Source organism: Vibrio sp. V10_P2A27P122, from assembly GCF_963874335.1.
Taxonomy (GTDB): Bacteria; Pseudomonadota; Gammaproteobacteria; order Enterobacterales; family Vibrionaceae; genus Vibrio; species Vibrio anguillarum.
The window spans coordinates 1-20,532 of record NZ_CAWNHY010000260.1 but is presented as its reverse complement, the minus strand read 5'-3'; the positions used below and the strand labels follow the sequence as shown (position 1 = coordinate 20,532).

Genomic DNA, 20,532 nt, shown 5'->3' with positions numbered 1-20,532 from the left:
TATGCCGTATTACAATGGGCGTAATGTAAACAAACCGCCCTCATTTTCTTCCAAATTCTAGATTTTATATTACCCTCTTCATTGGGCTGTCTTCTGATTTAGCACACTCTCAATCAATTGAGCCTGCCGCATCACATTCACTAAATAATTCAATATTTGTGACGCTGTTTTGACAACCCACAAATTTTCATCTTAGCCAAAGGTACAATTGACAAAGGTCAAGGTGGGTCAATAATATGGCATGGCATATTGGCGCTCGGATGCTTCAAGCAAAAATTAATGATTAGGATGTCGAAAATTGTATGCTTTTAACTAACAAAACTCAGTTTTCAAAATGCATGTCTCTGGATTCCGATGGCCAGTTTATCGCTCATTACCAGCATCTTGTGTTGCGAAGCGTTTTCCAGCCGATATTCTCGCGGGATAACCGTATTGTGGGCGTTGAAGCCCTAGTGAGAATAACCGCCAATGGCAGCACGACCATTCGCCCCGATTGTTTTTTCCATTCCGACACTATTAATCCCATCGACAAACTTAACGTAGAAAGACTCAGCCGAGTTATCCACATCCGAAACTATGCCCTTTCCGAATATCGTCAATGCCAATTATTTCTAAATTTACTGCCTGTCGCGGGTGAATTGTTTGCCATCAGCGACATCAACAAAGCATTGCTATGCGATCGCCTCAAAGAACTACATATAGAACATAATCAACTGGTCATGGAATTGATTGAAATCGATTCAGAAAATGAAAGCAAGCTGCAATGCGCAACGCAAAGTCTGGCTGCAAATGGTTTTAAAATTGCCATTGATGATTTTGGTACTCAAGCCTCAACACCACAACGGGTTAATTTGGTGACGCCTGATATCATCAAATTTGATCGAAGCTTATTACTCAAATATATGCAAGGTGATTGTGACCCACTTATGGATGGCATTACCCTTGCGAAACAGAATGGTTCCAATACCGTTGTAGAAGGCATCGAAACCCAAGCGCAACTCGAAGCAATGCAAAAACTCGATATTGATATGTTTCAAGGCTATTTTTTAGCCATGCCGGAAGCGATAGTACCAGCCATTAAGATGGCCATTTAATAACGATATTCTTTACATGCGCGTAGCGCCCCAACTTTACCGCTACTTTCAATATTCACTCACTGTTTTCCTAGCGACAACATCACGTTATTTAACTGTATGACATAGCGTGATGTTTAATAAGAAAAGGAAATAAGCTCTTGGGTATAAGGGTGCTGAGGATTGAGAAACAGCTGTTGCGTTTCCCCTTGCTCAACGACTTCACCCTGTTTCATCACCATAGTGTAGTGGCATAATGATTTCACCACATGTAAATCATGGCTAATGAACAAGTACGTTAATCCATATTTTTGTTGCAGCGATTTAAGCAGATCCAACACTTGCGCTTGAATCGTACGATCTAAAGAAGAAGTTGGTTCATCAAGTAAAATGAACTCAGGTTTAAGCACCAATGCCCGAGCAATCGCGATACGTTGTCGTTGCCCACCTGAAAACTCATTGGGATAACGGTAGCGAGTGGCTGGGTCGAGTTCAACTTCTCGCATCACATCACAAATCATTCGTTCAACAGTTTGTCTATCATAACGGCTATGAACCTCTAACCCTTCACCAATAATCTGCGCCACCGACATTCTCGGATTCAGTGCTGAAAATGGATCTTGAAAAACGACTTGCATCTTGCTGCGATAAGGTAACATAGCTTTCCTATCTAACCCTTGCAGCTCATTATTGTCGTAACAAATCGAGCCTTCCGAATGGACTAATTTTAGTATCGCCATGCCAGTGGTCGATTTACCCGAACCGCTCTCGCCAACAATTCCTAATGAATGTCCTCTTTTAAGCTTAAACTGCATGTCGGTGACAGCTTTAATATGCGAGACCGTGCGCTTGAATAAGCCGCCAGTGATGGGAAACCATACTTTGAGATGCTGAAGCTGCACTAGAATTGGGTTGTCAGGGTTTACGTCAACGGGCAAACCTCGAGGATCGGATTCAATCAATTTTTTGGTATAAGAGTGAGAGGGTGATGAGAACAGCGTTTTGGCATCATTCACCTCGATCACTTGCCCATTTTGCATCACTGCAACGCGATCAGCGATACGCTTAACAATACTGAGATCATGAGTAATGAACAACATGGCCATACCCAGTTCTTGTTGCAGGTTTTTAAGTAGATCTAATATTTGCGCCTGCACAGAAACATCAAGCGCAGTAGTCGGCTCATCAGCAATCAGTAATTCAGGCTCATTGATCAAAGCCATCGCAATCATGACTCGCTGGCGTTCTCCCCCAGAAAGTTCATGTGGATAAGCATTAATCTTAATTTCTGGCGATCGAATACCCACTTTTTCTAACCATGCAATGGCCAACTGACGTGCTTTGCTGCTTTTTAGTCCTCGATGAATCTCCACAACTTCGATTAACTGTTTACCAACTTTGTGCAGAGGGTTGAGTGAGACCATTGGCTCTTGGAAAATCATACCAATCCGCCCACCTCGTATACCTCTTAATTGCCTCTCGCTACAGTTCAACGTATTGATACCATCAAAAAAGATCTCCCCTTGCAAATAGTGGGCAGCACTTTTCGGTAACAACTTCAAAATGGCATTCGCCGTCACTGATTTACCAGAACCACTTTCCCCCACCAGAGCTAAGGTTTCCCCTGCGGAGAGAGAAAGTGACACTGCTTTAATCACAGGTTCAACATTGTCTTTTTGACCAAACCCGACCGAAAGATTTTGGATAGAGAGTACGGTTTTACTCATCATCTTCTCCCTGTCGAATGCGGGTCAAAGGCATCGCGTACAGCTTCGCCGATAAAGACCAATAATGTCAGCATTAACGAGAGCACCACAAATGCTGAAATACCTAACCATGGAGCTTGTAAATTGGCTTTCCCTTGCGCCAATAATTCGCCCAAAGAGGGCGAGCCGACTGGCAAGCCAAAACCGAGAAAATCTAAGGATGTTAAAGTCGTAACTGAGCCTGAAAGAATAAAGGGCATCATGGTTAAAGAAGCCACCATCGCGTTAGGTAGCATGTGGCGAAGCATAATGCGGCGATCACTCACACCCATCGCTTGCGCAGCCCGCACATAATCAAAATTACGACAGCGTAAAAACTCCGCTCTCACCACGCCCACTAAACCCATCCAACTAAAAAGCACCATAATACCAAGCAACCACCAAAAATTCGGTTCGACGAAACTCGATAAAATGATCAGCAGAAAAAGCGTTGGCATCCCTGACCAAACTTCAATAAAACGTTGCCCAAGTAAATCAAGCCAACCGCCATAATAACCTTGAGTGGCACCAACGATAACGCCTATCACTGACGAGACGAGTGTTAATACAAAGCCAAACAAAACCGAAATACGAAACCCGTAAATAATACGAGCCAGCACATCGCGCCCTTTATCATCAGTACCAAGCCAGTTCACTGAATCTGGCGCTGACGGCACTGCATTATTGATATTAAAGTTGATGGTGTCGTAACTAAATGGGATCAATGGCCAAACAATAAAACCTTTTTGTTCAATCAGATCGATGACGTAAGGATCGGTATAATCCGCTTCGGTTTCAAACTCACCACCAAAACGAGTTTCTGCATATTGTTGAAAGGTCGGGAAAAACCACTGCTGATCGTACTCAACCAAAAGGGGTTTATCATTTGCAATCAGCTCAGCAAATAGGCTCACCACAAATAAAAGCGTAAACAACCATAGTGAATAAAAACCGCGCCGATTGGACTTAAAACCGTGCCAGCGCAATACGTTTAATGGGTTGGACAGCCTTTTTTTTACCATCATGAACGAGCCTCAAAGTCGATTCGAGGATCAACCCAAATATAGGTCAAATCGGAAATGATGCTGAGGACTAATCCAAGTAACGTCATGATGTATAAAGAACTAAACACTACAGGATAATCCCGTTGAATGGTCGATTCAAAACCAAGTAGCCCTATACCTTCCAGTGAAAACATCACTTCAATCAGCATCGAACCTGTGAAAAATATGCTGATAAAAGCACTCGGAAAACCGGCAATAATAATCAGCATCGCATTACGAAAAACGTGCTGATAAAGAATACGTCCTTCATCCAGTCCTTTTGCTCGAGCCGTCACCACATACTGTTTGTTGATCTCATCAAGAAATGAGTTTTTCGTTAGCATACTCAAAGTGGCAAACCCACCGATCACCATTGCAAAGATGGGCAAAGCCAAATGCCAAAAATAGTCGCCAATTTGTTGATACCAAGTCAGATCAGCAAAATTATTTGATACTAAACCACGCAGTGGGAACCAGCTGAAATAATTTCCACTGGCAAAAATAATGATCAAAATAATCGCAAACAAGAAGCCCGGAATAGCGTAACCGATGATAACCACTGCGCTTGACCATACATCAAACCTTGAGCCATGGTGAATGGCTTTTAAAATTCCGAGAGGAATGGAGATAAGGTAGATGATCAGCGTACTCCACAGCCCTAAAGAGATCGAAACGGGTAAACGCTCAGTGATCAAATCAATAACATTGCCTCCTTTGAATAAGCTGTCACCAAAATTAAAGGTTGCGTAATTTTTTAGCATTTCAAAATAACGGACATGAAGTGGCTTATCGAAACCAAACTGTTTTTTTATCGCTTCGACTACCTCGGGGTCTAAACCTCGAGAACCTTTATATCCTCCAGTGTTAGCCGACAGCGACATATCCACCTCTTGGCCGCCTCCAGTAAATCGCTCCATAATTCCGTCACCATGCCCTTCCATTTGTGCAATCGCTTGCTCAACTGGGCCTCCGGGGGCAATTTGGATGATAAAAAAATTAATGGTAATAATCGCCCACAGCGTGGGCACAACGAGCAGCAATCGGCGGAAAATATAAGCAGTCATTGCATCCTCTTAACGGCGTTTTTCTGGTAGCAATTGCGCTTTCTGCTCCGAAACCCACCAAGTATCAAGGCCAATATCATATTTTGGCATCACACTAGGGCGCTCGAATTTGTCCCAAGTTGCGATACGATATTGGCTCAGATACCACTGTGGGATCAGATAAAAATTCCATTGTAGAACGCGATCTAATGCTCGGCCTAAAGGCAATAATTTTTCTGGATGCTCTTGATTGACGGCAATTTGTTCAGTGAGGAAGTCGACAACTGGGTCTGCCACTCCAGCACGATTGTACGTGGAATCGATGTAGTTTGAATTCCAGATAATCAACAAGTTAGGACTTGGGTAAGGATTCGCCGCATAGGCCGACGAAAGCATGTCAAAATCTCTATCGCGCAAACGCTTAAGATATTGTGTGGTATCCACTGAGCGAATCTTCATCTCGATACCAAGCTGTTTTAGATTTTTTTGCAAAGGAATAGCAATGCGTTCCGTGGTCGGACTGTAGATCAATAACTCAAACTCAAACGCTTTACCCGTTTCTTTATGGGTCATCACTTTATCTTTCAGCTCCCACCCCGCCTCTTTGAGCAATTGAAAAGCGACTCGTAGTTGTTGACGAATACGACCAGACCCATCCGTCACTGGTGGTTGGTATTCTTGGGTAAAAACACGTTCTGGGATCTTATCTTTTAGTGGTGTAAGAATAGTAAGTTCATCAGTAGAGGGAAGACCTTTCGCTTCATACTCTGTGTTTTGAAAATAGCTACGCGTTCGTGAATATTGATCGTAGAACATATTTTTGTTCATCCATTCAAAATCCATCGCATAGGTCAAAGCCTCGCGCACTTTCGGATCACTAAACACTTCTCGTTGAATATTAAATACAAAACCTTGGGTTGAAGCTGGGCTATTATGCGCGATCGCTTCTTTCTTGATGAATCCTTTATCAAAGTTCAATCCAGTGTATGAGCTGGCCCAAAACTTCGCCGAACTCTCTTGGCGAATATCAAATTCCCCAGCTTTAAATGCCTCAAGCATTACGGTATCGTCGCGGTAATAGTCGTATTGGATCTGCTTGAAATTATGTCGCCCAATGCTGACTGGTAAGTTGGCAGCCCAATAATCTTCCTGCAACTCATAAGTAACACTCTGCCCAGTTTGATAACGTACGACTTTATAAGGACCGCTGCCGACTGGCGGTTCATTTAATGGTTCTGCTAAGTTTTTATCCTGCCAATAGTGCTTAGGCAACACTTGAGTTGATTGAGCCAAACTAAAAAGCTTTTCTCTATTAGGTTCTGACATCTCAATACGAACCGTTAAAGGATGGATCGCCGTTACCGATTTAACCGCTTTGTAAAACAGTCGATATTGAGGCACCCCTTCTGTCATGAACTTGTTGAACGTAAACTCAACATCTTGCGCGGTGATCGGTTTACCGTCTTGAAAACGTGCGTTCGGGTTGATATCTAGTTCTAGCCACGAATAGTCATCAGAATAACGAACTTTAGAAGCAATCAATGGATAATAGGTATCAATTTCGTCGCTGGGCGCAAACATCAGTGAATCATAAAGCTCACCACTGCCTGCCGCCGGAGCGCCTCGGGAAGCAAAGCGGTTAAAATTGTCGTAAGTACCTACCTCGCCATAAGTTACTTTTCCGTACTTAGGTGCGCTTGGATTAACATAATCGAAATGAGAAAAATTGGCGGGATATTTGGCTTGCCCAACGCCGGATAATGTTGTGGTTTCTACAACATCCGCAGTCGCCAAAGCACTCATCAGCAGCACAGTCACACCTAACAGCGTAGGCTTAATTTTTCTCATACTAGAATCCTTCCATTGATAACTTCGCGACATTCCATCAGTGTAAACTATTAATAATTCAGTCACTTGGGTAAGTATAGAGAAAAATAAGATTTACGAAACCCCAAGCTGCAATTATAACGAAACAACTTGGCATTGCTGGTAGGTGATGAGCCGCAATAAGAATTGGTAACTTTGTGGTTTTAGGAACGAAACGTATAGAAAACGCCGCGATGAGATAAAAAGCCCTGCCATGCAGGGCTTCACCGGCTTTAACCATCTGTGGTAATTTGGCTGATCAGCTCTTTTTCTACCTGCTCGGCCATTTCAAGAGCAATTTGGCACGTTCCAGCCGCTTGATGGCCTCCACCACCATATTTGAGCATTAATCCGCCCACATTGGTTTTAGAGCCACGATCAAAAATAGATTTCCCCGTAGCAAACACGATATTTTGCTTCTGAAAGCCCCACATTTTGTGAATCGAGATATTACACTGGGGAAATAAGGCATAAATGATAAACCGATTCCCCGCGTAAATAATTTCTTCGCCCGTCAAATCAAGAATGACAAGGTTTTTATAGACTTTGGCACAACGTTGAATCTGCTGTTTAGATAGAATTTCATGCTCACGGTACAAAGTAACGCGCTCTTGAACGTCCGGCAGAGCAAGAATCTCGGCAATGGAGTGGTTCGCACAGTAGTCGATAAGATCCATCATTAACTGATAATTGGAGATACGAAATTCATGGAAGCGCCCTAAACCTGTTCTTGCATCCATCAGGAAATTCAGTAAATTCCATCCCGCAGAATCAAGCACTTCATCCCGAGTAAACTGCGCGGAGTCACCTTTGTCGACAGCAATCAGCATCTCTTGCCACTGAGAGGGAAACGTATCCAGTCCGCCATAATATTGCCATACTACATGCGCGGCAGATGGCGCGTTTGGATCAATAATATGATTCGGTCTTTCACCTTGATTGCGAATAGTTTCCGATAGGTGATGATCAAAAATTAAGTGAGCATTAGCGACGTAAGGCAGGTTAGTGACAATGTCACGCTCAGTTGTCGTCACCTTCCCATCTTGCATATCCTTTGGGTGAACAAACACGATCTCGTCAATTAGGTTGAGTTTTTTGAGCAACACGGCACAAACCAGCCCATCAAAATCGCTGCGTGTCACTAATCTAAATTTACTTTCAGCTTGTTGATGCTCAGACATAGACAATTTCCTTATTAGCAGTCATATCACTGCTCGGCGTGGGTTTAAGCAGTGTTTTGTATATCAGATCCTGAGTTAACACCTTTTCGGTTTACCAATGCAGGTAGTATGTTTTCATTTTAGACGCCATCGTCTTTTTAACAAACTTAACACAATGGTTTTTAAACATTATTCAACACAGCGCATCATTTTATTGAGCAAATATCGAATAAAGTAATGAGGAATAAAGACTGCTGTTACAACTAGGGAATTGGAGGTAAGAAAAAGCCAGCAACAAGTGCTGGCTGTTAGGTTGAGCTAAGAAGTGAGGTATCTCTATTTACGTTTATCCTGCACGTACTTTCGGCTCACATCAACAAGCGCTACATCTTTAAAGAAACTACGACCAAGTAACAGTGGATAAGTCAGATGTGTACGATCGGCAAGCGTAAATTCGGTTCTCTCTTTGAGATCACCAATTTCAATCCAAGCGACAACGACCGCACGTCTTTGTGTACCCTCTGCACTGGATTGCCGAATTCTGACCCAGCGTTCAACAGGTAAACTTATCTCATCACTTTTGATGTCATCGTGTTCAATCCTGAACTTGACCCAATCATTTCCATCGCGTTCAAAAGCAACAACATCCACGGCACTAATTGAAGAGGTGGCCGCCCCGGTATCGATACGCGCTTTGAAGCTTTCGTTCAAACTCGGCACATAAACCCACTCTTTTTCGCCCAAAATAAGCTTACCATCAGAGGTTTTTTTGGCCTTCACCACAACCACTGGCTCTTTCGAGGGTTTTTCAACCGGTTTTTGTGCCTCAGTATTTTGTTGTTTTGGCTCTTCAACTTTTGGCTTTTGCTCTGGTTGTGTTGAGGTTTGGTTTAGCGTACTGCATGCCATCAAACCAGTACTCAACATTAAAAGAGCAATAAGTTTCAAGTGTTGTTTCATTGACCCACCTAATCAAACTGATAAATATTTAAGAGACATTCACTATGGCTTGAGCAACATACGGAATATGTTGTTCTGATAAGCCTGCAATGTTAATTCGGCCATCACCTACCCCATAGATTCCATATTGATCACGTAGCTGAGCCATCTGTTCTGGAGTAAAGCCTAGCACAGTAAACATCCCTTTGTGACTTTCGATAAAATCGAATTGTGAAGTATTGTGCTGATTTCTCAAATGATTACACAAGGTTTGACGCAGGTTTAACAAACGCTGTTGCATTTCACTTAACTCTTGCTTCCAAATCGCGGTTAATGCTTGATTTTGTAAAATAGTTTTCACCAGTGCAGCACCATGATCGGGCGGCATAGTGTAGGTCGAACGTGCTAACGTTAGTAATTTACCTTTTGCATTCGCTACATCTTGTGCGTTTTTACCGACAACAATCGCGGCACCAGTTCGTTCTCGGTAGAGACCAAAGTTCTTTGAACAAGAGGTGGTGATCAACATCTCTTCGACGTTGTTTGCCATAAAACGCAGCCCTTTCACATCCTCTTCAAGACCTTCACCAAACCCTTGGTAGGCAACATCAACAAAAGGGATGAAGCCATTTTTCTGCGCAAGACTGGTGATCGCTTGCCATGCGGCGAAATCAATATCCGCGCCAGTTGGGTTATGGCAGCAACCATGGATAAGCACCACATCTTTTGGCCCTGCTTGCGATAAATCATCAAGCATCCGTGCAGTATCGACTTGCTTAGTCTCGCGACAGAAGTAAGAATAATATTTCACTTTTAAACCCGCCGCTTCCATCACAGGTTTATGATTGACGTAACTTGGGTCAGTAATCCACACCGTCGTTTCTGGTTGTGCTACGTGCATTAAGTCACCGAGCATACGCAGCGCACCGCTTGCTCCGGGCGTTTGAATCGCAGCCACACGATCAAGCACTGAAGTGCCAGACAATAATAAGTTCACCATGCTTTGGTTAAACTCTTCACACCCAGCAAGCCCAACATACGATTTAGTGGTTTGTGTGGCAATCACGTGCTCTTGCGCTTTGGCAATGGCGCGCATAATCGGCGTCTCTCCTTGGCTATTACGATAAACGCCAATGCCTAGGTCAACTTTTTCGCTGCGAGGATCGTTGCGGTATGCAACCGATAATGAAAGTATTGGATCGAGTGTTGGTGTTGGTAAATGTGAAAACATGAAGGTCACAACCCTTTGAAATTCAAGTAATGACCTTCAAGTTAGCACTAGATACATAATTTTTACAGTTTAAATTGATGGATTATTTGATTGGCACTGCCTCGCCATTCTAAGCTTGGATCGGCTTTATCCTGTTCAAATTTTCCATCAATCAAGACATCAACATATTCAATGACTTGTCTTTGAGCATCACTGAGTTCGTTTAGGGTATATCCCGTCCATAACCAGATATCTTTCCCCACACATTCAGTCTTTACTCGTTTAACCAATTGCAAAATAGAAGTAAGGTTTTGCGGGTGTAAGGGATCGCCACCCGACAAGGATAATCCTCGGCGCTTGATGCGCGTGTCGTTCAAATCGGTGATGATCTGCTGCTCTAGTTGCTCATTGTAAGTGTGGCCAGAATGCAGCGACCAAGTCCCTTTGTTGTAACATCCTTTGCACTGATGTTCACAGCCGGAGACGAACAGCGTACAACGCGTCCCCGGGCCATTCACAACATCAATCGGATGATATTGGTGATAATTCATGCCAACAGGTTACTCACTATCACTTACAAGTGTTTAACGCGACGTTTAACTTCTTCTTGTTTACCGAAGTTAAACGGACGAGCATCTGGGCTACCAAGGTAGCCACACACGCGGCGGGTTACGGAGACTTTGGATGAGTCGTGATTACCACATTTAGGACAGGTAAACCCTTTACTCGTACACTCAAATTCGCCAGTAAAACCGCATTCATAGCACTCATCAATTGGCGTATTGGTCCCATAATAAGGAACACGGCTATAACTGTAATCCCAAACATTTTCAAGCGCTTCTATGTTTTTCTGCATATTCGGAAACTCTCCATAACAGATAAAACCACCACTTGAAACCTCTGGATATGGCATCTCAAAATCAATCTTATCGTATGGATTAACTTTCTTTTGCACATCCAAATGGAAGCTATTGGTGTAATAACCTTTATCCGTTACACCTTCAATCACACCAAATTCTTTTGTGTCAATACGGCAGAAACGGCTGCAGAGGTTCTCACTTGGCGTACCGTACAAACTGAACGCGTAACCGGTTTCTTCCGCCCATTGGTTAACGGCCCCTTTCAGGTATTTAATGATATCTAACGCGCGATCTCGCAGCTCGCTATCATCATAAACATGTGTATCACTGCCATAGAGCGCGGTAATGGTTTCATGCACACCGATGTAGCCCAAAGAGATAGATGCTCGGCCATTTTTGAATATATCGGCAATAGAATCATCGGCTTTTAAACGAACACCACATGCCCCTTCCATATACAAAATAGGTGCGACGCGTGCTTTGACTTTTTCAAGGCGGCTGATGCGAGTTTCTAAAGCACGGCGAGCCAGTTTTAATTTTTTATCGAGTAATGTGTAGAACTGTTCAATATTTCGGCCCGCTTTCAGCGCGATACGAGGTAAATTGAGACTGACTACCCCCAAATTATTCCGCCCTTCGTGAATCAGCTCACCACCTTCTTCATAGGTATTTAAGAAGCTGCGGCAACCCATTGGGGTTTTGAATGAACCAGTCACTTCAACTACTTTGTCGTAGTTGAGAATATCCGGGTACATGCGTTTGGTCGCACACTCTAATGCGAGTTGTTTGATGTCATAATTTGGATCTTCCGCTTTATGATTTAAGCCATCTTTGATGGCAAATACCAACTTAGGGAATACAGCCGTTTTACGATTTTTGCCTAAGCCAGCAATGCGATTTTTCAAAATCGACTGTTGAATCAATTTAGAGGCCCAACTGGTCCCTAGACCAAAGCCGAAAGTGACAAACGGAGTTTGCCCATTCGCGGTATGCAAAGTGTTGACTTCATATTCAAGTGACTGGAATGCGTCGTAGCACTCTTTTTCTGTACGGGACATAGCAAAGGCTTCGGGATGATGAATATCCCACTCTTTTGCTATTTCTAAATGTTTGTCGTAACTGGCTGTCACATAGGGTTCAAGCACTTCATCGATACGGTTGATGGTGGTGCCACCGTAAATATGGCTCGCAACCTGAGCGATAATTTGTGCGGTCACTGCGGTGGCGGTTGAAATTGATTTTGGCGTATCAATTTCGGCATTACCCATCTTAAAGCCATGAGTGAGCATGCCTTTTAAATCAATCAGCATGCAGTTAAACATTGGGAAAAAGGGAGCGTAATCCAAGTCATGATAGTGGATATCACCCTCTTCATGCGCTTGCACAATATCACGCGGTAAAATGCGGGTTTTAGCGTAGTGTTTCGCCACAATACCAGCCAGTAAGTCACGCTGCGTTGGGATAACTTTGCCGTCTTTATTCGCATTTTCATTGAGCAGATCGGCATTACTTTCTTCGATAAGGCCTTCAATCTCTTGCGTCAAGGCACTTTGCTTTTCACGCGCGATATCACGATCGTGTCGGTACTCGATGTATGAACGAGCTAATGCTTTATAGGGCCCTTGCATTAGCTCGTTCTCTACTAAGGTTTGAATCTCGGCGATATGGACTTCATCGTAATCTTTGAGCTTCAGTTCTACCGCCAACGCCACATTGAGTGCGTAAATAGCGATCTCTTTATCAATATGTTCAGCTGCACTTTCCACGGCAGATTGAATGCGATCACGGTTGAACGGGGCTCTCGATCCGTCACGTTTGATTACGATAGGTTTCACCATTTCTCCTTACCCCTAGCATACTCACAGAGTTATCCACAAATACACTATATAGAGCAGTTTATTATCCGACTGACACAATATATTGTGGTGCATTTAACGAAAACTCCCAACTCAGGGTATTGATTTGGATCAATAAAAACCGAGCATTGAACAAGATCAATGCGATCTTGGAGTAGTAGATCTCACTTAGAAAAGAAACGATGAAAATTGCAAATTTTTGATTTTTCCTCTTGAAATTTCACCGAACCTGATAGGCTAAGCCTTCGGATTCGATCAGTGAGGTATTGCGATGTTAAAATCAAAATGTGTATGTCGATTAGCGGCAGCAATACTCTTTATTCCCTCTTTCGCGACTTGGGCACAAAGTCTCACATTAGCGACATGGAATGTCGAATTCCAGCACACTATTTCATGATTAATCGAGGTCATTTCGTTGCCAAAAAACATCATCCATACTTTTCTTGCAATGGCTTTTCTTGAAACACTGTCCTCGGGCGAGCCAAGTGATAATAGATGGTCGAAATGAAGTTAATTGGAATGATCAATCCGCACATTGATCAACTTTAACAACTACAGCTCGATTTTTACCCGCCGACTTGGCTTGGTACATTAAACTGTCCGCAACAGTAAGTGAGACTTTATCAGGAACAAGATCGTAATAGGCGCCACCCAAACTGATACTGAGCGTGATGGTATCATTGGCTACTCGCATTGGATTTTCATAGACAGATTGACAGATATATTGAGCTTTCAATTTGACCTCTTCAAAGGTATAGAGAGTAAGAATAATGGCGAACTCTTCTCCACCTAAACGAGCAATAAAGTCATTATTGGATAACTTTCTCTGTACATGTCTAACCACATGAATAATGGCTTGATCACCCACTTCATGGCCAAACTGATCATTGATTAGCTTAAAGTTATCAATGTCAAACACCAATAAGGTGAAGGAGACGGGAGTTCCTTGCAATTCTGCTATCTTTGATTGGAAGTGTCGGCGATTACTGATTTTTGTTAGCTCATCAGTTTGCGCCAATTTCTCTAGCAAGTGATTTGCTCTCTCTAAATCGATGGTTTTATGTATGACTGCGCGTCTTAACATCAAGATGTAAATACAGAGAACCATCAGAGCTACGCTAATGATGATCGGGATAAAATATTTTGGGTAAACCGTTTCCATGTAGATCCAGCGACTAAATAACTGCATTTTAGAGGCATCAGATACCTTATCTGTCGCATTTGCGAGCTTCTGCCAAAGAACGTCATTGCCCTCTTTCACCCCAAAGCGCAACGGCTCAGAATAGAGAAACTTAACTGGCACATATTTTTTCGGGCTATTTTCTGTAAACATAAAGAGATTAGCGACTTGATAATCGCTAATAAACCCTTCTAATTTTGCACTAGAAGCGGCATACAACATATCTTCATTCGTGGCAAAGTAGACCAAGTTTAATTTAGGTAAATATTGAGCTGCGTAATACGCCTCATAGCCACCCAATACAACGCCAACCTTAATATCGATTTCACCTGAAAATATTTTGTCAAAATCCGTACCGAGTAGGTGTTGATCTAAGAATACGTGCGTCTCGATCGCCATAATTTCAGGTCCAAAATCGAGGAACAGATCTCGCTCAGGTGATTGAATTAGACCCGCATGAACGTCGGCTTGCCCATGTTTAACCAGCTCTAGTGATTCGTTCCAGCTTACTAGTTTAAATTCAACATCGAACCCGCTTTGCTCAGCAACGACTTTCCAATAATCGACTAAGATTCCGGCAGGCTCTCCTTGCTTATTAATATACGAATACGGTTTCCACTTGGCTGAGCTTGTAATAAGCAGAGGTTGAGAAAGATCATGCTCGCTGGAGAGCGGTTCACCGACTTCTGCCGTAGAAGCGATGACTGGAAGCTGCAGCGCCAATACAGCCATCACTCGAGAAAATATCATCAATAACGCAGATTTCAGTTTCATGTTTTCCTAACTGGGGAGTTTAGTTGACTCAAACACGATTAAGCTTGCACCGCTTTTCTTGTTATGAAACACCTTTAGTTATAATCATAGCGAATTTATCCGTAATCTACCTATTTAAAACTGCATTTTTAATATCCATTGCCTACTGACATTTTAAAGCTGATAAAAAGGGCGCTGACTACTCAGCGCCCTTTTTATAGTTAGAGCAAGGGAACTGTTAGAACAGAAAGATCAATGACGCATAACCGTATAATACAAAACAGGAATCACCAATAAAGTTAAGACGGTAGAAACAAAGATGCCGAAAATCAGGCTAATGGCTAAGCCATTAAAAATGGGGTCATCTAAAATAAATACTGCCCCGATCATGGCCGCTAAAGCGGTAAGCATGATGGGTTTAGCACGAACAGCCGCAGACTGAATAACCGCTTCGGAAAATGCCACACCTTCTTCAACCTGCTGATTAATGAAATCAACCAGCAAGATGGAGTTACGTACAATAATCCCCGCGAGTGCTATCATCCCAATCATCGACGTGGCGGTGAACTGAGCACCAAGTAACGCATGGCCGGGCATGACGCCAATAATCGTCAGTGGAATTGGAGCCATAATGATCAACGGAACAAGGTAGGACTTAAACTGCGCGACAACCAGTAAGTAAATAAGGATCATCCCAACCGCGTAGGCAATGCCCATGTCGCGGAATGTTTCATAAGTGATCGTCCATTCACCATCCCAGAAGATTTCGACACCATTTAACCCTGTAGGTTGGTGGATATAATACTGTTCCACAGGTAGACCAAGTGCATTGATGTTGAACGCCATTTCAAACATACCGTATAAGGGGCTGTCTGTTTCACCCGTCATGTCCGCCACCACCATCACCATTGGTAACAGGTTTTTATGCACAATGTAGTCATCCATTTGAGTTTGGCGAATCGTGACTAAATCAGACAATGGATATGCACTACCCGCAGTGCTCCTTACTTTCATGTTCAACACTTGATCTAATCGGACTTTGGCGTTTTCACTAGCTTGCACTTGAATGGGGATTGGGTACTTGCTGTGCTCACTGTGCAAATAGGTGATCGGCTTTCCACCGACGGCCGTCGCCAAAGCATCGACTATCGAAGCATAAGGTACTTGATAGTGTGACGCTTTGCTGCGATCAATCACTACTTGCCATTTTTGATGCACTTCCGGTAGATACATATCGATATCGACAATGTCCGCTGTTTCGTGGAAGATCCCGCGTAGCATCCTTGCCGCTTGTGCCCGAATGTCATGTGTCGGACCATAAACTTCCGCTAAAATAGGTGACCAAACGGGTGGCCCCGGTGGAACTTCAACGACTTTGACTTTACCGCCAAATCGGCTGGCAACCTCATTAAGCTTTGGGCGTACTTCACTTGCAATCGTATGACTATCTTTATCGCGCTCTTTTCGCCCTAACAGGTTCACCTGAATATCACCTTGGTTGGCTTGATTGCGCATAAAATAATGACGCACAAGGCCATTGAAGTTGATCGGTGCGGCTGTACCTGCGTAAATCTGATACCCACTGACTTCAGGCACGCTATTTAACACCGCGCCAAGTTCAAATAAAACGCGTTGCGTTTTCTCAAGCGACGCCCCTTCAGGCATATCCAATACCACTTGAAACTCTGATTTATTATCGAAAGGCAGCATTTTTAAAACCACGGCCTTCGTGATTGGCAATAATAGGGAGCCAGCAATAAGCGCAAATACCGCAAGCATCAAGAAAAAGCGGTTACGTCTTTGTGCAGCCGAGACCACGAAAGGATTCATGATTCGGTGAAAGATGCCTTGAGTTGATTGAGATTGTGCTTGATGCGATGAAGGCTTAAGAAACTTGGCCGCTAACCAAGGTGAAAAGACAAATGCAACCGCCAATGAAATCAGCATTCCCATCGAAGCATTGATGGGAATTGGGCTCATATACGGGCCCATAAGCCCAGAGACAAAGGCCATTGGCAATAGTGCGGCAATCACGGTTAAGGTGGCAAGGATTGTGGGTCCACCCACTTCATCAATCGCCGTAGGAATGAGATCCGCCAGTTTGCGCTTACCTAACGCCATATGACGGTGAATATTTTCCACAACAACAATGGCATCGTCCACTAAAATGCCAATAGAGAAAATTAACGCAAAAAGCGAGACCCGGTTGAGTGTAAAACCCCATGCCCATGATGCAAACAGTGTCATCATCAAGGTGACAACAATAGCCATACCGACTACGATAGCCTCACGCCATCCCATCGCAATAACCACCAAAATAACGACTGCAGTGGTTGCAAAAATCAATTTGCCGATCAATGTATTGCTCTTATCGGCGGCGGTTTTCCCGTAGTCACGCGTGATTCCAACACTGATTCCGTGTGGAATTAACTGATTTTCAAGTTCTGCAACTCGAGCTTCAACCATCTCAGCCACACGAACGGCGTTTTCACCTCCTTTTTTAGCGATGGCTAAGGTAACTGCTGGATAAATACCTTGCTTATCACTGGTCCAAACTTGTTGGGTTGATGTATCAACACCCAATTGAACCGTAGCGACATCCGCTAAATATACCGGTGCCTGGTTATGCAGCCCAATCACCAATTGCTTTACTTCTTCAATTTTTGTTAAAAACTGACCAATTTGGATGGGAAACTGCTGATTTTCATGCGTCAGTTTCAACATTGGAGAGCTGTGGTTCGCAGCAGGAAGATGCTGATTCAGTTGATCTAACGTGATGCCAAAGCTGTTCATTTTAACGGGGTCTAAACGTACATCAACAATAGTAGGGTGGCGACCTATCGTATAAATATCTCGTGTACCATTAATGCGTTTGAGCTCTGTTTCTAAACCATGGGCCACTTGCGTTAACTGCTGGTTGTCCAAAGTGCCCGTTTTATCGGATAACGTAATGCTGACGATAGGCACATCTTCAATGCCTTTAGGTTTGATGATCGGCTCGCCCACCCCAACGCCTTTTGGCATCCAATCTTTATTGGAATAGAGTTTATTATAAATACGAACCACGGCGTCGTTTCTAGGAACGCCGACATCAAAGATAGCCACAATCATCGCACCATCGGGTTGTGAAAAAGAGTAAATTTTATCAATTCCCTCAATTTCAGAGATGATCTGCTCTGCTGGGTTCGTCACTAAACTTTCCACTTCCGCCGGAGAAGCTCCGGGAAAAGGAATATACACATCGGCAAAGGTCACATCGATTTGCGGCTCTTCTTCTTTAGGAGTAACCATTACCGCAAAAACGCCCATCAGTAACCCAACAATCGCGAGCAACGGCGTCATCGCTGAAGTCTGAAAAGCTTTGGCAATACGTCCTGAGACGCCTAAACGATTATCCATATCACTCACCTACTTGTGTAAATACACGGCTTGCGACCGTATCGCCTTGCTCCAAGCCAGACAATACTTCCACATATTCACCATAGGTTTGCCCTAATCGCACTGGATTTAGCAGTCGTTTATCATCAACGATGCGATATACGGCACTCAGTTCTGCTCGGCGAATCACAGCGGCAACAGGAATGAGCATCACCTCACGTTGATCATAATTAAACTCTGTCTTGACCCACATTCCTGGCATCACTTGCCCGGACTTGTTAGTTTGATCTACACGAGGCAGTTCAAGACGGATTTTGAATGTATGTGATTGAGGGTCGGCATAACTGAATAAGCTGTAATCGATTGGGGTTATTTTATCGCCCGTAGGCATAATGACTTGGAATTGAGCAACATTGGTGACTGCAGGCTGATAGCGCTGCGGAATGGCCGTTTCAACACGCAACTCATTGAATGAGAAACCACTGAGCAGCGCAGTACCCGGAGCTACCGTTTCACCCAGCTCTACATGTCGCTCCGTCACGACACCATCATAAGGGGCGGTAATATTGGTGTATCCAAGTGACTCCTTCGCCTGCACGACCGCGGCTTTTGCCGCCTTGACGGCCGCAGCAGCACTTCGAGCTTGAGCTTCAGCGCCATCCATTTGGTCTTGTGAAATCGCACCTTTAGGAAACAGCAGTCGATAACGCTTTAGTTGAGCTTGAGCTTCACGATTTCGAGCCTCTGCACTGGTTAACTGAGCTTGAGATGCGTCTAAAGAAGCCGATTGCTGAATAGCGCTGATTTCTAATAGCACGTCGCCCTTTTTAACAAAATCGTTAACGTCGACATACACACCAACGACTCGACCAGAGGTTTGAGCCGCAACTGTCCCTTTGTTAACTGGCTGGACAACACCTTCAAATGCAATCTGCTGTGGTATCTGCTCATAGGTCACGATATAACGATCATCAGCATAGCCAACGGCCCAATAACCGCTCGTGATTAAGGCAATACACGCAATCCAAATTCGCCTTTTCATACCCATCCCTCATGTTGATCGTTACGATTCCACTTGCTTATTGAATTCTAGTTAGATTAAACCGTTTGCGTTTGCTGTTGTTTATTATTCTTAATGCAGATCAACAAATTAGTTGCACCAAGCCCAACCATCATTGAGATAAAGAATAGCCATACCTCAATATTACCCAGTGCAAGGCTTGATAGTGCTGGCCCTGGACAGATGCCCACTAATCCCCAACCTAACCCAAAAATCGCAGCACCAGAGATAAGCCGGGTATCAACACTGCGGGTCGTCGCTAAACAGAATTTTTCTGCGTTTATAGGCTGCTGTCTTGCTTTAATAACGATGAAATAGGTCGGCATAAAAACGGTCAATGCGCCTCCCATCACAAACATTAAGCTTGGATCCCAAGCACCAGCCACATCCAAAAAACCTACGACTTTGGCTGGATTGGCCATTCCTGAGATAACCATACCCGCACCAAACAAAATACCTGCCACTAACGAGGTTAATCTAAACAACATCTGATTCATTTTGACTCACTTATAGAAGATGAAGGCGTACAAACACAGTAATGGCAGCAACGCCCATGAAGGTACCTGTCGCCGCAATAGAGCGAGTGGATAGTCGGCCAACACCACAGATACCATGGCCACTGGTGCAACCATTTCCTAATCGAGTGCCTACCCCAACTAATAGACCAGCAAGCGCCAAAACACCGTTATTAAAGTTAAAAGTTTGCGGCACTTGTGCATTTAAAAACCAAACGGCAATAGCACCACCAGTTACCATGCCAAGTGCAAATAACAAACGCCATGCAAAATCACGCGTTTTAGGCGTCATCAATCCCGTTAATACCCCACTTATCCCAGCAATTTTGCCGTTAAACAGCAACATGAGTGAAGTTGATATCCCTAGTAAAACACCACCTAACAACGATTCCCAAGGAATAGAAAACAACATTATTTATCCTTTTAACCTATGACAAATGAACTAATTACAAAAAACGGTCTGCAAACTTTGAATAAGCTGTACAACCCGCGGATCCGATAGCGAATAGAAGACTTGCTGCGACTCCTTTCTTGCTTTGATCATATTTTGCTTACGAAGCACGGTTAAATGTTGCGAAAAGGCTGATTGACTTAACATCGAGCTTTGCTGCAATTCTCCAACGCCCACCTCACCATTAATTAACTGGCAAAGCACCATCAAACGCTCAGGATGGGCCATCGTTTTAAGCAACTCTGAAACCTCTATCGCATTTGTTTTCATTTGCTCCACATTGACTGATGTGATCTCCATCATTCCCCCTTCGCATTGCATTTAATTAGATAATACTAATGAATGAGCTTTAGTCAATGCTTATTTAGCTTATCCAAAATTAGATAAATTAACATTAGAC

General features: G+C 43.6%; 16 protein-coding genes. 1 reads left to right on the top strand and 15 read right to left on the bottom strand.

The window, feature by feature from the left end; genetic code table 11:
• The first annotated feature begins 302 nt into the window (after positions 1 to 302).
• Positions 303 to 1,094: an EAL domain-containing protein gene (locus AACQ17_RS13055; RefSeq protein WP_013867855.1), complete on the top strand. Its 792-nt coding sequence runs from the start codon at positions 303 to 305 to the stop codon at positions 1,092 to 1,094.
• A gap of 116 nt (positions 1,095 to 1,210) precedes the next feature.
• On the opposite strand, the gene AACQ17_RS13050 is transcribed toward AACQ17_RS13055, so the two are convergent.
• From AACQ17_RS13050 to AACQ17_RS12980, 15 genes are all read right to left on the bottom strand, one after another.
• Entirely contained in the window at positions 1,211 to 2,803 is a 1,593-nt protein-coding gene (locus tag AACQ17_RS13050; protein WP_013867856.1) for an ABC transporter ATP-binding protein, read from the bottom strand.
• Positions 2,800 to 3,843, bottom strand: coding sequence for an ABC transporter permease (locus tag AACQ17_RS13045; RefSeq protein WP_094147471.1), 1,044 nt, complete (start codon positions 3,841 to 3,843; stop codon positions 2,800 to 2,802). The genes AACQ17_RS13050 and AACQ17_RS13045 overlap by 4 nt, the downstream gene beginning before the upstream one ends.
• Positions 3,840 to 4,925, bottom strand: a complete 1,086-nt coding sequence (locus tag AACQ17_RS13040) for a microcin C ABC transporter permease YejB (protein ID WP_013867858.1) — start codon at positions 4,923 to 4,925, stop codon at positions 3,840 to 3,842. The genes AACQ17_RS13045 and AACQ17_RS13040 overlap by 4 nt, the downstream gene beginning before the upstream one ends.
• 9 nt (positions 4,926 to 4,934) lie before the next feature.
• Positions 4,935 to 6,752 carry an extracellular solute-binding protein gene (locus tag AACQ17_RS13035; protein ID WP_166538071.1) on the bottom strand — a complete coding sequence of 606 codons (1,818 nt, stop codon included), beginning with the start codon at positions 6,750 to 6,752 and terminating at the stop codon, positions 4,935 to 4,937.
• A gap of 251 nt (positions 6,753 to 7,003) precedes the next feature.
• The gene (locus AACQ17_RS13030; RefSeq protein WP_038148427.1) at positions 7,004 to 7,951 is read right to left on the bottom strand and encodes an exopolyphosphatase; all 948 of its coding nucleotides are present in this window, start codon (positions 7,949 to 7,951) and stop codon (positions 7,004 to 7,006) included.
• Positions 7,952 to 8,266: 315 nt separating this feature from the next.
• Positions 8,267 to 8,890, bottom strand: coding sequence for an ATP-dependent zinc protease family protein (locus AACQ17_RS13025; protein ID WP_094130137.1), 624 nt, complete (start codon positions 8,888 to 8,890; stop codon positions 8,267 to 8,269).
• Between the two features lie 28 nt (positions 8,891 to 8,918).
• Positions 8,919 to 10,100 carry an amino acid aminotransferase gene (locus AACQ17_RS13020; protein WP_013867862.1) on the bottom strand — a complete coding sequence of 394 codons (1,182 nt, stop codon included), beginning with the start codon at positions 10,098 to 10,100 and terminating at the stop codon, positions 8,919 to 8,921.
• 62 nt (positions 10,101 to 10,162) lie between these two features.
• The gene (gene nrdG / locus AACQ17_RS13015) at positions 10,163 to 10,630 is read right to left on the bottom strand and encodes an anaerobic ribonucleoside-triphosphate reductase-activating protein (RefSeq protein WP_013867863.1); all 468 of its coding nucleotides are present in this window, start codon (positions 10,628 to 10,630) and stop codon (positions 10,163 to 10,165) included.
• Between the two features lie 23 nt (positions 10,631 to 10,653).
• Entirely contained in the window at positions 10,654 to 12,774 is a 2,121-nt protein-coding gene (nrdD, locus tag AACQ17_RS13010; RefSeq protein ID WP_026028505.1) for an anaerobic ribonucleoside-triphosphate reductase, read from the bottom strand.
• 544 nt (positions 12,775 to 13,318) lie between these two features.
• Positions 13,319 to 14,749, bottom strand: coding sequence for a transporter substrate-binding domain-containing diguanylate cyclase (locus tag AACQ17_RS13005; RefSeq protein WP_094130143.1), 1,431 nt, complete (start codon positions 14,747 to 14,749; stop codon positions 13,319 to 13,321).
• A 231-nt stretch (positions 14,750 to 14,980) separates the two neighbouring features.
• Positions 14,981 to 18,127: an efflux RND transporter permease subunit gene (locus AACQ17_RS13000; RefSeq protein ID WP_094147469.1), complete on the bottom strand. Its 3,147-nt coding sequence runs from the start codon at positions 18,125 to 18,127 to the stop codon at positions 14,981 to 14,983.
• Between the two features lies 1 nt (position 18,128).
• Entirely contained in the window at positions 18,129 to 19,148 is a 1,020-nt protein-coding gene (locus AACQ17_RS12995) for an efflux RND transporter periplasmic adaptor subunit (protein ID WP_374956456.1), read from the bottom strand.
• A 56-nt stretch (positions 19,149 to 19,204) separates the two neighbouring features.
• The gene (locus AACQ17_RS12990) at positions 19,205 to 19,663 is read right to left on the bottom strand and encodes a YeeE/YedE family protein (protein WP_017046424.1); all 459 of its coding nucleotides are present in this window, start codon (positions 19,661 to 19,663) and stop codon (positions 19,205 to 19,207) included.
• Between the two features lie 10 nt (positions 19,664 to 19,673).
• Positions 19,674 to 20,093 (bottom strand): YeeE/YedE family protein, encoded by a 420-nt coding sequence (locus AACQ17_RS12985; RefSeq protein WP_013867869.1) that lies wholly within the window; start codon positions 20,091 to 20,093, stop codon positions 19,674 to 19,676.
• Between the two features lie 30 nt (positions 20,094 to 20,123).
• Complete coding sequence (locus AACQ17_RS12980; protein WP_013867870.1) at positions 20,124 to 20,453, bottom strand: ArsR/SmtB family transcription factor; 330 nt, start codon at positions 20,451 to 20,453, stop codon at positions 20,124 to 20,126.
• Between the last annotated feature and the right edge of the window lie 79 nt (positions 20,454 to 20,532).